Source organism: Paenibacillus sp. TC-CSREp1 (genome assembly GCF_050171015.1).
GTDB lineage: Bacteria > Bacillota > Bacilli > Paenibacillales > Paenibacillaceae > Paenibacillus > Paenibacillus silvae.
Genome location: NZ_JBNOKM010000022.1, coordinates 65,003 through 79,065 on the forward strand (window position 1 = coordinate 65,003; position 14,063 = coordinate 79,065).

General features: G+C 46.3%; 11 protein-coding genes and 1 tRNA gene. 1 reads left to right on the top strand and 11 read right to left on the bottom strand.

The genetic code is table 11. The features are described from left to right. Positions 1–93: 93 nt before the first annotated feature. The 10 genes from ectB to ppc all read right to left on the bottom strand — a co-directional run bounded on the left by ectB (position 94) and on the right by ppc (position 12,788). Positions 94–1,377 (bottom strand): diaminobutyrate--2-oxoglutarate transaminase, encoded by a 1,284-nt coding sequence (gene ectB, locus ACQSGY_RS26165; RefSeq protein ID WP_427181551.1) that lies wholly within the window; start codon positions 1,375–1,377, stop codon positions 94–96. 404 nt (positions 1,378–1,781) lie between these two features. Further along, complete coding sequence (glmS, locus tag ACQSGY_RS26170) at positions 1,782–3,614, bottom strand: glutamine--fructose-6-phosphate transaminase (isomerizing) (RefSeq protein WP_111273609.1); 1,833 nt, start codon at positions 3,612–3,614, stop codon at positions 1,782–1,784. A 172-nt stretch (positions 3,615–3,786) separates the two neighbouring features. Further along, positions 3,787–4,047: a hypothetical protein gene (locus tag ACQSGY_RS26175; protein ID WP_427181552.1), complete on the bottom strand. Its 261-nt coding sequence runs from the start codon at positions 4,045–4,047 to the stop codon at positions 3,787–3,789. Beyond that, positions 4,041–4,193: a hypothetical protein gene (locus ACQSGY_RS26180; RefSeq protein WP_216520787.1), complete on the bottom strand. Its 153-nt coding sequence runs from the start codon at positions 4,191–4,193 to the stop codon at positions 4,041–4,043. The genes ACQSGY_RS26175 and ACQSGY_RS26180 overlap by 7 nt, the downstream gene beginning before the upstream one ends. 179 nt (positions 4,194–4,372) lie before the next feature. Then, entirely contained in the window at positions 4,373–5,713 is a 1,341-nt protein-coding gene (gene glmM, locus ACQSGY_RS26185; protein ID WP_427181553.1) for a phosphoglucosamine mutase, read from the bottom strand. A gap of 92 nt (positions 5,714–5,805) precedes the next feature. Next, positions 5,806–7,308, bottom strand: coding sequence for a CdaR family protein (locus tag ACQSGY_RS26190; protein WP_216520789.1), 1,503 nt, complete (start codon positions 7,306–7,308; stop codon positions 5,806–5,808). Next, a complete protein-coding gene (gene cdaA, locus ACQSGY_RS26195; RefSeq protein WP_427181554.1) occupies positions 7,301–8,140 on the bottom strand; it encodes a diadenylate cyclase CdaA in 840 nt (279 codons plus the stop codon). Before cdaA ends, ACQSGY_RS26190 begins: the two co-directional genes overlap by 8 nt. Positions 8,141–8,431: 291 nt before the next feature. After that, positions 8,432–9,046: a zf-HC2 domain-containing protein gene (locus ACQSGY_RS26200; RefSeq protein WP_111273614.1), complete on the bottom strand. Its 615-nt coding sequence runs from the start codon at positions 9,044–9,046 to the stop codon at positions 8,432–8,434. 136 nt (positions 9,047–9,182) lie between these two features. Next, the gene (gene sigW, locus ACQSGY_RS26205) at positions 9,183–9,749 is read right to left on the bottom strand and encodes an RNA polymerase sigma factor SigW (RefSeq protein WP_110899668.1); all 567 of its coding nucleotides are present in this window, start codon (positions 9,747–9,749) and stop codon (positions 9,183–9,185) included. Positions 9,750–9,995: 246 nt separating this feature from the next. Further along, positions 9,996–12,788, bottom strand: a complete 2,793-nt coding sequence (gene ppc, locus ACQSGY_RS26210; RefSeq protein ID WP_145406730.1) for a phosphoenolpyruvate carboxylase — start codon at positions 12,786–12,788, stop codon at positions 9,996–9,998. 582 nt (positions 12,789–13,370) lie between these two features. On the opposite strand from ppc, the gene ACQSGY_RS26215 reads away from it, so the two are divergent. Beyond that, complete coding sequence (locus ACQSGY_RS26215) at positions 13,371–13,730, top strand: WGxxGxxG family protein (protein WP_427181555.1); 360 nt, start codon at positions 13,371–13,373, stop codon at positions 13,728–13,730. Between the two features lie 257 nt (positions 13,731–13,987). On the opposite strand, the gene ACQSGY_RS26220 is transcribed toward ACQSGY_RS26215, so the two are convergent. Further along, a tRNA-Gly gene (locus ACQSGY_RS26220) sits at positions 13,988–14,058 on the bottom strand. Between the last annotated feature and the right edge of the window lie 5 nt (positions 14,059–14,063).

Genomic DNA, 14,063 nt, shown 5'->3' on the forward strand with positions numbered 1-14,063 from the left:
TCAAAAAGTGAATGAAAACATCGGCTCCCAATGGCTCAATGAAGGCCCTTCATTTCATACCTATCGCCGAGGAGCCTACTGGTATCTTCAATTTCAGGTCGTCACCAGCAGATCCTGGGACTCCTGAGAGATCACCTGCTGTATGCTGGACTTGATAATCTCGCAGCCAGCAGCCAGATGCTCCATCGAAACGGTCAGTGGGGGCATGATCTTCAGCACGCAGTCTCCTCTGCCGGCTCTTTCAATGATCAGCCCGTTCTCGAAACAAATCTCTGTCATTCTCTTCGCCCCGGCTTCATCCATAAAGCCCGAAACATCAATGCCCCAGATTAGTCCCAATCCGCGGATGGTAATAGACGGATGCAAAGACTTGATTCCGTTCTCAAGAAACGTGCGCACGAATTCTTCCTTCTGTTTCACCTGAGCCTCCAAAGCGACTCTATCCCGATATTCAAGTGCAGCCTTGGCAGCTACAAAGGCTAGCTGATTGCCACGAAAGGTACCATTGTGCTCTCCTGGCGTCCAGAGATCCAATTCAGGCTTTAACAGCAGAAGTGACATTGGCAGACCATATCCGCTGATTGACTTCGAAAGGGTAATGAGGTCCGGTTCAATTCCCGCACGCTCGAAGGAGAAAAAATCCCCTGTCCGACCGCAGCCAACTTGGATCTCGTCGGTAATGAGCAGAATATCATGTCTGTGGCACAGCTGCTGTAAACCGAGCAGCCACTGCGTATCGACGACGTGAATTCCGCCTTCAGCTTGTACCGTTTCAAGCAGGATAGCGGCTGGCTTATCGATCCCGGAGTGTGAATCAGTCAGAACATTGTCGATATAACCGAGTGTATCCATGTCTGCGAAGGAAGCGCTCGGGTGTGGCATAAACGTAACTCCGTCCAGTGGAAGCCCTGCCCCTTCCCTCATCGACTTGGAGCTTGTGGCCGACAGACTGCCAAGTGACATGCCATGAAAGCCGCCCATAAAGGCGAATATCCCGGTTCTCTTCTTCACCTTGCGTGCAAGCTTCAAAGCCGCTTCCACCGCATTTGTACCTGTCGGACCGCAGAATTGAATTTTGTAGTCCAGCTTCTTCGGCTTCAGTATTCGCTCCGAGAAGCTCTGGATGAATTCGCGCTTGGCCATTGTATACATATCCAGACCGTGCATTATCCGGTCGGAGGTCAGGTAATCGAGAATCCGGTCCTTGATATAATCATTGTTATGACCATAATTCAGCGCTCCTGCTCCTGCAAAAAAATCAATATATGCTCTGCCATCCTCAGAATATATCAGGTCCTCCTTGGCCCGGTCGAATACCACCGGAAAGCTTCTGCAGTAAGATCTTACGTTGGATTCCAGTTTTTCAAAAATGCTCATGCGCTTCATCCTCCATCGGAATTGAGATAAGGTTGCCTTGATCCTGCGTGAACCTTTTGACGTCATGGAGCAATATATTCTAGATGTAATTTTATAGCATATTTGACAATGTAACCTAGGTAGAATTATAGCAAATTTCCAAAGAATGTATAGTAAATTTTTGGTAAAATATTGCACATAATTGTAAAATGTTAATATTTTGACTAAAAATAGGATTTAAACAAAAGAGGATAAAGATGCTCATTTCATCATTTGAAGGAATTCGACGTACGTCGACATCAGGTCTGGAAGAGATGGTGATGTACGTAATAACAGAAAAAACCCCAATACGTTATATAACGTATTGGGGCTTTTTATTATTAATTGCAACTTCTAAATAAAGCTTTAACTCTTCACACTAACTCTTACTCAACTGTTACACTTTTCGCCAGGTTACGTGGTTTGTCAACATCGTGACCCAGAGCCAGAGAAGCGTAATAGGCCAGCAATTGCAAAGCTACAACAGACAGTGCCGGGCTCAGAAGCGGCAGCGTCTTAGGAATCGCAAACGCTTGGTCAACGGATTTCAACAGTGGAGCTACATGCTCTTCATAAGTGATCGCCAGTACGTCTGCGCCGCGGGCTTTCACTTCTTTGATGTTGCTCACCGTTTTCTCCAATACGTTCTCCTGAGTAGCCAAGGCAATTACAGGAATGCCTTCCTCGATCAATGCGAGTGTACCATGCTTCAACTCACCTGCAGCATACGCTTCAGAGTGAATATAAGAGATTTCTTTCAGCTTCAACGAGCCTTCTTGAGCTACCGCATAATCCAGACCGCGGCCGATGAAGAAGAGATGTTGATGCTTGGAGATTTGCTCTGCATATCCTTTGATCGCATCCGCTTGCTCCAGCATAGATTCCACTTGCTCAGGCAGTGCTTGCATTGCTGCCAGTGTGTGTGCAATCTCATCTGGTGTTTTCGTACCACGCACTTGTGCCAGGTACAAACCAAGCAAGTTAAAAGCAATCAACTGAGACGTATACGCTTTGGTGGAAGCTACAGCAATCTCTGGACCGGCAAGTGTAGCAATGACATCGTTCGCGTCACGTGCAATCGAGCTGCCTACTACGTTGGTAATTGCCAATACATGAGCACCGTTTGATTGAGCTTCACGCAGTGCTGCCAGCGTATCTGCTGTTTCACCGGATTGGCTCACTACGATTACAAGTGTATCTTTATTTACGATTGGTGAACGGTAACGATACTCGGAAGCAACATCCGTTTCAACCGGAATACGCACCAATTGCTCAATCACAGTACGTCCAACCAGACCTGCATGGTACGCCGTACCACATGCAATAATCTGGATGTTCCGAATATTTTTAATTTGCTCCTCAGTCATTTTGAGCTCAGGAAGCTGAACTTTTTTGCCTTCATTGTCGATGCGACCAAGCATCGTATCCCGATATGCTTTTGGCTGCTCATGAATTTCTTTCAGCATGAAATGCTCGAATCCGCCTTTTTCTGCGGTTACTGCATCCCAATCGACATGAATCATTTCCCGAGAAATAAAATTGCCCTCAATCGTCATCAATTCGACAGCATCATGTGTCAGCACAGCCATCTCACCGTCATTCAGAATGTACACGTTGCGTGTATGCTCGAGAATGGCAGGAATATCCGATCCGATGAAGTTTTCACCTTCACCAATACCGATAATCAATGGACTTGCTTGACGCACAGCTACGAGTTTCTCAGGCTCATACTCTGTCAGTACACCCAGCGCAAACGCTCCACGCATAAGTGTGATTACTTTTTGCACAGCTTTAACAATATCGCCATTGTATTCACGTGCAATGAGGTGAGAGATCACTTCAGTGTCCGTTTCGGAAGAAAACGTGTGACCTTCTGCAATCAGCTCATCCTTCAGCTCCAGATAGTTCTCAATAATACCATTGTGTACCACAGAGAATTTCTGGCTCTCATCCGTATGTGGATGGGAGTTCTCATCCGATGGTTTACCATGTGTAGCCCAGCGAGTGTGTCCAATACCGGCATTACCGACCAGTGGAGCACCATCCAGCTTCGCTTCCAGGTTTGCCAGACGTCCGAGAGCTTTCGTAATTTGCAGACCTTGCGGTGTGAATACAGCGATACCTGCAGAATCATAACCACGATACTCGAGCTTTTTCAATCCTTCGATCAATACCGATTGAGTGTTCTTATTACCAATATATCCAACAATACCGCACATAGTTTAGTTCCTCCGTTTATATGAATACTGTGTCAGGAAGAGAAACAGGCAGACTGGATCTATCGGAAAATGATGGATTGCTAACGTATCATGAATATCATTTTCTATTCAATTATCAATGATCAGAACGGCCAGTTGCCGTCCCGCTGGGCATGCCCTGTTACGAATGCAATCATGAATGTACATCATTTCCCGTCCGCGCACTGTTGTTACGCTCTTCACGCACATTCATTTGTTTGTATTTTTTTCTTGCACCTACCGGCGCGTTGTGTGGACAGTCACCCATCCATTTTCCGCAATCCGGTTTACGGCTCTGATGCATCACCGGGAGGTCCCCGCCGAACAATCCGAACACCTCCACCTCGTCAGCTTGATTGCCGTCCATGCTGCTGTGTTCTCTCTTCCACAATACGAAGAGAGTCACGATCAACATGTATCCCGCGCAACTCCAAGCTCTGGCGCTTGTGTAACTGTAACCTTACGATCCTCACTTTCTGTGTCTGAATGACGACTCCACTCATTATATGCACCTGAAGTCCATTTTGCAATGGAGCAAAGTACCTGTAACCATTTCAGCATATTTACCCACGCTCCCGGCGAGATAATCAGACCAATGGTCTTATCTGGCCAGGACGCAGGTTCAATGAGTTTAACCGTTATTATTTGGAAAAATCAAAACTCTGTTTAAATATATGCCAAGAGATCCTATTTGTGAAAAATAAACCTCAGATCGCATTACAGCAGGCTTTTCATCGATCCTAAACCAGCTCTTTTTGCACCACATCAGCAATCTGGGACACAAACTGCTCCAGTTCCTGCTTATCTGGTCCTTCCGCCATAACACGGATCAGGGACTCTGTACCTGAAGCACGAACCAGTACACGCCCATTATCGCCAAGCTGCTGCTCGACCGCAGCAATGGCTTCGCCAATTGCCGTATTGCCTTCATATTTGCTCTTGTCTTCAACACGCACATTAACCAATACTTGTGGGTATTGTGTCATTACCGCTTTCAGTTCACTCAGCTTTTTGCCTGAAGCCTTCAAGGTATCTACGAGTTGAATCGCTGTGAGCATGCCATCTCCGGTTGTATTGTAATCAAGGAAAATGACATGACCGGACTGCTCGCCACCCAGATTATATCCACCGCGACGCATTTCCTCCATGACATAACGATCACCTACAGCCGTTTTGGCTGTTTTCAGCGCCAGCTTCTCCGTTGCCTTGTAGAAACCGATGTTGCTCATAACCGTGGACACTACAGTGCTGTCCTTCAGCTTGCCCGCCCGATTCATTGCATCTCCGCAAATACACAGAATAAAGTCACCATCGACTTCTGCACCTGTTTCATCAATGGCAATCAAGCGATCCGCATCACCATCAAAAGCAAGACCCAGATCAGCTTTATGCTTCAGCACTTCTTGTTTGAGATACTCCGGGTGCGTCGAACCGCATTGCTCGTTAATGTTCAGGCCATTCGGCTCAGCACCAATAGCAATGACCTCCGCACCAAGCTCTGCAAACAATTTAGGCGCCAGCTCATAAGCTGCACCGTTCGCACAGTCAAGTACAACTTTGAGACCAGAGAACGATTCGGATACGGTTGTTTTCAGATAATCCAGATAACGATATCGGGATTGCTCATCCACCGTCACAGTTCCAAGACCTGCACCAACGGGACGTGGCAGTTCATCTTTTTCCGCATCCATCAGCTCTTCAATCCGGTTCTCCGTTTCATCTGAAAGCTTGAAGCCATCTCCACCGAAAAACTTGATCCCATTGTCCTCTACCGGATTGTGAGAAGCCGAGATCATTACACCCGCATCTGCTTTGAGCAAACGAGTAATGTACGCTACACCCGGTGTAGACACTACGCCCAGACGAATGACATCTGCACCAATAGACAACAGACCTGCGACCAGCGCAGATTCCAGCATAAGTCCCGAAATCCGTGTGTCCATCCCGATGACCACCTTAGGTCTTTCCACACCGCCAGCAAGTACATAACCTCCACATCTTCCGATGCTGTAAGCCAGTTCCGCCGTCAATTCTTTATTGGCAACCCCTCTGACACCGTCTGTACCAAAATATTTACCCATGATCTAGCTCCTTCTATCTGCATCTTCTACGCATCATGCGCATTATAATTTTTAATTTTGATGAGAAAATGAAATTGAATGAAAATTGCGTATTACGGATTCGTGCCCGATTTACTGTCAGTACTGCTATTATTCGCATTATTGTTTACATTTCCACGATTGGTGGCCGCATTTCCCTGCTCGCTTTGATCCTGATGTTCCGTATTCGATTCAGGTTCTTCATCTGCAGGATCCGTACTATTTTGCCCATTTTCTACTTCCGCTGGTGTCGGATCGGGTCCTGTCTGATTGCCTTCATTAGGATCTTGACCCGGAGAAGTGGTTGTGTCCTGTGCCTTCTCACTGATCTTGACCGTTGCACTTAGATCATTGGCTGCATCATCCAGCTTGGCAAAGCGTGGCAAATCAGCTTCGAGTTTAATTTCATGCGTGCCTGCACCAAGACCACTGAGATCCCCGGTTAATTGAATGTCATCTCCGCTTAAACCTTCAAGCATGCTTGGTGATCCGGTCAGCGTAATATTCAGGCCTCCGCTTTTCGGAGAAACCAGCACAGCCTCAAGACCATTTTCCACACCACTCAGCTTGATCGGTACATTGGGAAAAACCTTTGTCGTTGATTCGGCCTCATCGTAAGGAGACACCGTCACCTGGATCTGAATCGAACTAGGCTCGATTTTCTCAGAACCGGAAGGCGGCGTCAAGTCCACGTTAACTGTCGAGGTGCCTGACTGAGTAAACTGTGTCAGATCAAGAGTAGCTTGGTCGTAGGACTGTATACCTGCAAGTGCCTGCTCGCTCCCGTAAATCGAGACTTCTTTCACGCTTGGCTCAACCTTGGAGAGTACCAATCCATCTGGCAGCTGTCCTGAATATTTGATCCTCAAGGGAACTTTTGTATAGGGCTGATTAACCGGGACACGCACCTCTACCGTCTGCGGTGTAATGATGGCATTTTCAATGACCTTGCCCTCTGCATCGTATGCCTGGAGCTTCACTTTTTTCTGCACTACATCTTCCTTCGCATCCTTGACGCTGACACTGCCCTGCACCTTCGCTACTGCCTCCAGCTGCCCTTCCGGCAGGACAACCTTAACCGGAGATGAAGGCTCTACAACAGGCGCTCCAAGGCTGTATCCGGCGGAAGGGGCTCCTTCCGGTACAATATTCACGTTAAACGCTTTGGTGCCCAGTTTCTCTACATTGACCGTGACCATAGAGGGCTCCATGCTGACCACTTCAACACCTGAAGGCAGATCAGGAACAAGTGGTAGCGTATTGGAACCGTCTTTGACCTGGCTTAAATCGACCAGCACCTTGTAATCATCATTGGTAAAAATAGATGTCAGCATAGATCGCTGCCCTTTGATCTCAAGCCGCACCTCATCGGTGCTTAGAGATGTAAGCACGTAAGCATTACTATCCAGCCCGTATGGCTGTACAGGCACAGTTCGCTCCACGATTTTGCTGGATATGCCCGTTGAGATCGTTGGTGTTGTCGGCACTTCATCCAGATGAATCATAAACCACAGCAGCAGGCTTACCGCCAGTGCAAGGATTTTGGCAAACGTATTGTTGTTAAACCATTTATCCATGGTTACGTCCCCCCTTCCGCTTCCAGAAGGTTGACCATGCATTCTTTTTGCTCAGATTGGAGGTTGGGCGCAATTCTTCATATAACTTGGCAATGAGCGACTCCTCCTTAATATCACGAACGACTTGGCCGTTCATTGCCAATGATACTTGTCCCGTCTCCTCTGAAACGACCAGACAGATTGCATCAGCCACCTCTGTAATTCCGATTGCTGCACGGTGACGTGTACCCAGCTCCTTGCTGATAAAAGGATTCTCGGATAGTGGCAAATAACAGGCTGCTGCGGATATCTGTTTTCCTTGTATAATTACGGCTCCGTCATGGAGCGGCGTGTTCGGAATAAAAATGTTAATCATCAGTTCCGAGCTGACAAAGGACTCCATCTTGATGCCAGATTCCGTGTAATCGTTCAACCCCGTTTCGCGCTCGAAGACCACCAGGGCCCCGATCTTCCGACGTGACAAATAATTAACAGACTTAATGATCTCACCAATTAACACTGTTAATTCTTCATCACTTGCTGCGGCCGAACGGCCGAATATTTTGCCTCGACCCAATTGCTCCAGACCGCGGCGCAGTTCCGGCTGAAAGATGATAAACACGGCAACAACACCAAACGTAAACATTTGGTTCATCAGCCATTTCAACGTGTACAGGTTAAGCCAGGTACTTAAAGCCCAGATCAGCACAAGGAACAAAATGCCTTTCAGAAGCTGGACCGCACGTGTGCCCCGCACAAGCAAAATCAGTTTGTACATAATATAGGTAACGATCAATATATCGATAACGTCCTTGATGGACTCTTTCCACGTTAAGTCAGCAAAGTAATTCATTAGCCAGCCCCCGCTATCCCCATTGATGAGTAAAACCCTGATCTCATATTAACCATTCGGGATTTTACATAATCCCTTCTTCGCATTTATTCAATGCTTATCTATATGTAGTATGTTCTCTTTACTATCTAGGTTATAACGTTACCGTTCATGTTGCAAGTTACTCCGGTCACAAAGCGCATATAAACTACTCTATTTTCCACTTTCTCCTATAATAAAAATAAAAAAAGAGCACCCCACGCAATTCGGAGGTACCCTGCTTGGTATATACCCTTGAAGTAATACCCAATTTTAGCGGTATGCCACTTCATTTACCATATTGGTTATTTTGTACCAGAACCAGTCCAGCGCCTGATCAATGCTTTTCACCTGACCGGAAATATGAGCTGTAGACGCTTGAAACAGTTGTCCGTCGATCACCGTCAGATTGCCATTCACATCACCATAGACCTGAGCGGTTCCATTCTCTATCGTAAGATCGCCAGCAACTGACTTCCCTTCTGGAACGATAACCGTGTTGCCTTGAATCACGAGTTGATCCAGACTGTTCCCCTTAACGACCATTTCGTTGTTCTGATTCCAAAAATTGAAGGCGCTAAAGAGCATCACGACCAAAAAGAAGGCTGCCGCCGTCAGCGCGGGATGTCCTTTGACCCATTTGAGCCATACTTGCTGTCTCTTGGGCTGTGGCAGAGCATTCATAATTCGATTGGTCAGCTCATCCGAGGCAGACGGCGAATAATGTTTCATGGCAAAGAGCAGCATTTCCGTCTGTTCCAACTCTTTAAAGCGCATGCGACAATCCGGACAGATCAACAAATGGCTTTTCAATTCAGCCTTCTGTTCCGTGGACAACGACTCATCCAAACATTCATGCATTAAAGAGACGGCCGAGTTGCAATCCATATGAGAGCCAATCCTTTCCTTAGACACTTAGTCCATGCACCTGTAAAAAGGAAGCATAAGACTTGCATACATTACATACGTATCCGTTTCAGATATGTTTCAAATAATTTCGCCCAAAATAACAGGCAAATTTCGGTTACAGCTTATATTCCAATTTTTTGCGTAGAAAATCACGGCCACGATGTACTCGTGTCTTGATGGTTGTTACGGGCATTCCTGTGACATCACTGATTTCCTGCAAAGACAAGTCCTGTAAATATCTTAAAACCATGACGGACTTATACTTCGCGGGCAAGCTGTCAATCGCCTCCCGAATGAGAGTCTGTGTCTCTGACAGCAGCGCCTCACTCTCCGGTGTACGATCATCACTCGGAAGCATGGCATATCCATCCGATCCTTCCTGGTCATTCAGTTCAGCATCGAGCGAATACGAAGGTTTCTTTCTGCGCAGCCGATCAATACAGAGATTCGTAGCGATCCTATAGATCCAGGTCGAAAATTTCTGATTCGGATCATACTTCTCCATATTTCGATACACACGCAAAAAAGTCTCCTGAACAACGTCCTCGGCTTCATGACGATTGCTCAGCATCCGGTATGCCAGATGAAACAGCTTGTCTTTATATAGTTCAACGATTTCTGCAAAGGCTCGCTGGTCACCCTTGAGTACCAGCTTCACAAGCCTGTTCTCTAAATTGTCCACCCTAATTCCCCCAGACATGCTGATGGGTCTTCCGTCTTCTCATACCCGTCCACACTTGTAATTCACCAATCAAATCGTAAATCAACTTTGGTCAAAAATCAAGACTGTATGACAAATATCCTCCAAAAACAGTAAAAACGGGAACTCCCTCAGGAGTCCCGTCCAACCTTTCATCCCAAGGACAGAGATGAATTTATAATTAATTGCATAAACCATGCATCACATGAATAATTTCTGGCCTAAATATCAACCTGTATTGCGGAGTCCTGCAGCAATACCGTTAATCGTCAGCAGCACTTCTCTAAGCAGCTCTGCGTCATCTTCACCACGTTCACGCATGTCACGCAGCTCGCTCAGCAGTTGTACCTGCATATAGGAGAGTGGGTCAACATACGGGTTACGCAGACGAATTGATTCCTGAATTACCGGTACATCATCCAGAATTTCAGCCTCGCCCGTAATTTTCAGGATCAGTTCTTTAGTCAGCTTGAATTCCGCTTCGATCTGACCATAGATACGATCACGTGCCTCCTTGTTGGAGGACATCGCCGAGTATTCTTTGGCAATTACAAGATCTGCTTTGGCAATCGCCATCTGCACCGTATCAATCAGTGTACGGAAGAACGGGAAGTTAGCATACATATCTTTCAGAACGTCCAGGTTCTCTGCTTTGTCCTGATAATAGCTTTGCAAACCGGTACCCGCTGCATACCAAGCAGGAAGCAGATAACGGCTTTGTGTCCAGGCAAATACCCATGGAATCGCCCGCAAGTCTTCAAACTTGTCACTGTTTTTCCGTTTGGATGGACGTGAGCCAATGTTAAGCTCACCAACCTCTGGCAGTGGTGTTGATTCCTTGAAGAAGGTGAAGAAATCCGGGTCACGGAAAATGAGATCCTGATACTTCGTCAGGGACACTTGCGAAATCTCTTTAATAATGGCATCCCACGCTTGCTCGGATGCTGATTCTTGCGGCTCCAGTCCGTTCAGAGCAGCTGTAATCAGCGCTGAAGTGGCCTGTTCCAGACTGCGGTATGCAATTCCCTGCAAGGAATAACGAGAAGAGATAACCTCGCCTTGCTCCGTAATCTTGATGCCACCGCCAATCGTATGAGGCGGTTGGGCAAGAATACTGCGGTTCAGCGGCATACCGCCGCGTCCAAGTGCTCCGCCACGTCCGTGGAAGAACTTGAGCTTCACGCCATGCTCGTTACCAACAGCCGTAATGGCATTCATCGCTACACGCAGTTCCCAGTTCGCTGTAACAACGCCGCCATCCTTGTTGCTGTCAGAGTAGCCAAGCATGATTTCGTGCAGCTCATTACGTCCTTTAACACTCGCCCGATATATAGGCAGGTTAAAAAGTCTTTGCATAATTTCAGATGCCGCATGAAGGTCGTCAATCGTTTCAAACAAAGGAACGGCTTGAAGTGTAGAGATAACCTCGCCATCTGCCCCTTTGGAGAACAAGCCTACTTCTTTGGCAAACACCATAACCTCAAGCAGGTCACTGGCCCCTTGTGTCATACTAATCAGGTAACTTGTGATACATCCTGTACCAAACTCGTTCTGAGCACGCTTGATTGTACGGAATACATCCAGACACTCCTTCGTTCCTTCTGTATACTCGTGGTAAGGAGATGTAAGCGGTCTTGGATCATCCAGCAAACGAGCAAGCAGATCAATTTTACCGTCTTCCGTAAGACGGGCATAATCGTCCACAATATTCATTTTTGCCAAAATCTCGGACATCGCATTTTCATGCTCCTTGCTGTGCTGACGCACATCCAGCGCTGCTGTATGGAAACCGAACAGCTCTACCTGACGAATCATTTTGCGAACGGTTGTATCTGCTACATAGTCAGCAAAATGGTGACGCAAGCTGCGGTCGATAATTAACAGATCATCAATCAGGTCCTGAGCATTTTTATATCGATCCGGCTGACCCACCTTGTTCTCATCGAGAACATTGTTCAGCTTGGCAATCATATACGCCAATTTGATGCGATATGGCTCTTTTTCATTACGCCAGATGTCTACTTTTTTCAAAGTAACACAGCTGCGATCCCGCTCAATCGACTCCGCCAACTCATCCGAAATATGAATGATGTTGGTGCTGAAGCTGAGATGGCCCATGAGCTCGATCATAATACGCTGATATTCACGCAATGCCAGCTTGCGCTGCATGAGCAACGTCTGCCATGTTACATCTGAAGTTACCGATGGATTTCCATCCCGGTCTCCACCAATCCAGGAACCGAAACGCAAATACGTCGGCACATGCCAGTCATGGTCTGGATAAAATTTGTTCAGGCAGCGTTCCAGCTCCTGATATACATCCGGAAGTACATGGAATAACGTCTCATGAAAGTAATACATCCCGTTCCGCACTTCATCCAGTACAGTCGGTTTGCGATCGCGAAGTTCATCCGTTTGCCAGAGGGTGATAACCTCATTCAGCAATTTCTCACGCAATTGTTCACGTTCACGCAACGTTAGCGTAGGATTATCGAGCAGCATAACATCTTCAGAAATCCGTTTATGGATGTCCAGAATTACCCGGCGCATTGCCTCAGTCGGGTGAGCTGTCATGACGAGTTCCAGTGACAAATCCTCCAGAATCTCTTCTACCTCGGTATGAGACAATCCACGTTCCTTCAGATCCTGTACGGCCTTTTCAATTGAACCTGGCTGCACCGTATCTCCGGCAGAACGCTCATAGTCCCGTTTACGCCGAATCCGATGGTTTTGTTCAGCAATATTAACTAATTGAAAATAAATAGCGAAAGCCCGAATAACCTGATGACGATTGTCCGAGTCTAATTCCTGGATCATCGTTTTGAACTCTTCATACAGTTCCGGCAAAAACTCTGCACGCAACGATTTGCTTGTTTCCCGAATTTTCTCAACGATATCGAGAAGCTCCGTGCCGCCTTGATGGACAAGAACTTCTCCGAGTATATTGCCCAGGAACCGCACGTCTCGCCGAAGCAGGTTGTTGGATTGGCTTTTGCTGGCGGTTACCATAGTTTCAGTCATGCTTATCCTCCCATCTGATCGTTCCATTCGTACACGTAAATTTGACACCTTCATAACATCATACAATAAATTGGTACGAAAATCTTTATTTTTCTACTAGAAAAAATGGGGAATATCCCCGAATTACAGCACAAAAACACGCTTTTTTATTCATTTTCTTATTCTGCTTCAATGAATGAACATCTGCTTTCGCATGATACCTTTTTCACGTACTTTGAATAACTTCAACACCTCATACCTATTCTAAAAAATTCATAATTATACAGTTTACTTTGATAGGTCTGAACATGCGTAAGTGAAGAGGAATTTCCTTGTTTACCATTCATTAATCACAGAGTGTTCCAAAGAAACATGACCGGCAAAGCAAGCTTTTGTATACTTTACCACAGTGACGTAATAAATTAAAGATGTAATTTCGTTTTTTCTGACACTTACCGTCTGCTTTTGCAGGTTTTCTTATGTATTTTGTCGATTTATTTTATCTCCGAAGCTATATGTTAACACCTCTCCCGCTACATAATGCTCCTGTGGATTTGGACAGATTATAAGATAGTTCGTACAAACCAAAGGAGGAGTTACAACATGAAAAAAAGTACAACGATTATCGCTTCCCTACTTGTTGTTGCCGCTATGGCGGGTCCTGCAGGAGCTGAAGGTCATATGGCCAAAGGCACCGATCATAACGGATCACGTGTCCAGTCTTATCAGAACCACAATTACATGGACCGTACAAACAGCAACTTGAACATGAACATGGATGGAAACTATCGTACAAATGGTGATTATCGTAACAACGGAGATTACCGCACAAATAGCCTGCGTACGAATGCAGCTACAACAACAGACCGCGACAGAGACATGGACTGGGGATGGCTTGGATTGTTGGGATTGCTTGGATTGGCTGGCATGCGCAAGAGAGCAACGGATCATCACGAGCGTTAATTCCTTGGATTCTTCGTTGTAAAAAGAAAACCTCCGCTTCTGGCCAAGTCATTCCAGGCCATAGCGCAAAGCACCCCTGAAAAGAGCCAAGACCACCTGTATTCCTCATTACAGTGGTCTTGGCTCTTTAGATACATATGAGACGATCCGTGCCTCAGATCGCCTCCCAGCCCCCGCATTTCATGTTCAGTTCATCATTACAGCTTATACAACAAAAAAAGACTCTGCACATTTTGTGCAAAGTCTTTTATCATTTAAGCGGGTGATGGGAATCGAACCCACGCTATTAGCTTGGAAGGCTAAAGTTCTACCATTGAACTACACCCGCATAAA

Excerpts from the sequence above, each read along its gene's own strand:
- cdaA (WP_427181554.1), bottom strand. The coding sequence starts at position 8,140 with ATGAATTACTTTGCTGACTTAACGTGGAAAGAGTCCATCAAGGACGTT.
- ACQSGY_RS26215 (WP_427181555.1), top strand. The coding sequence starts at position 13,371 with ATGAAAAAAAGTACAACGATTATCGCTTCCCTACTTGTTGTTGCCGCT.
- ACQSGY_RS26200 (WP_111273614.1), bottom strand. The coding sequence starts at position 9,046 with ATGGATTGCAACTCGGCCGTCTCTTTAATGCATGAATGTTTGGATGAG.
- ACQSGY_RS26180 (WP_216520787.1), bottom strand. The coding sequence starts at position 4,193 with ATGCTGAAATGGTTACAGGTACTTTGCTCCATTGCAAAATGGACTTCA.
- ACQSGY_RS26190 (WP_216520789.1), bottom strand. The coding sequence starts at position 7,308 with ATGGATAAATGGTTTAACAACAATACGTTTGCCAAAATCCTTGCACTG.
- glmM (WP_427181553.1), bottom strand. The coding sequence starts at position 5,713 with ATGGGTAAATATTTTGGTACAGACGGTGTCAGAGGGGTTGCCAATAAA.
- ectB (WP_427181551.1), bottom strand. The coding sequence starts at position 1,377 with ATGAGCATTTTTGAAAAACTGGAATCCAACGTAAGATCTTACTGCAGA.
- ACQSGY_RS26175 (WP_427181552.1), bottom strand. The coding sequence starts at position 4,047 with ATGTTGATCGTGACTCTCTTCGTATTGTGGAAGAGAGAACACAGCAGC.
- glmS (WP_111273609.1), bottom strand. The coding sequence starts at position 3,614 with ATGTGCGGTATTGTTGGATATATTGGTAATAAGAACACTCAATCGGTA.
- ppc (WP_145406730.1), bottom strand. The coding sequence starts at position 12,788 with ATGACTGAAACTATGGTAACCGCCAGCAAAAGCCAATCCAACAACCTG.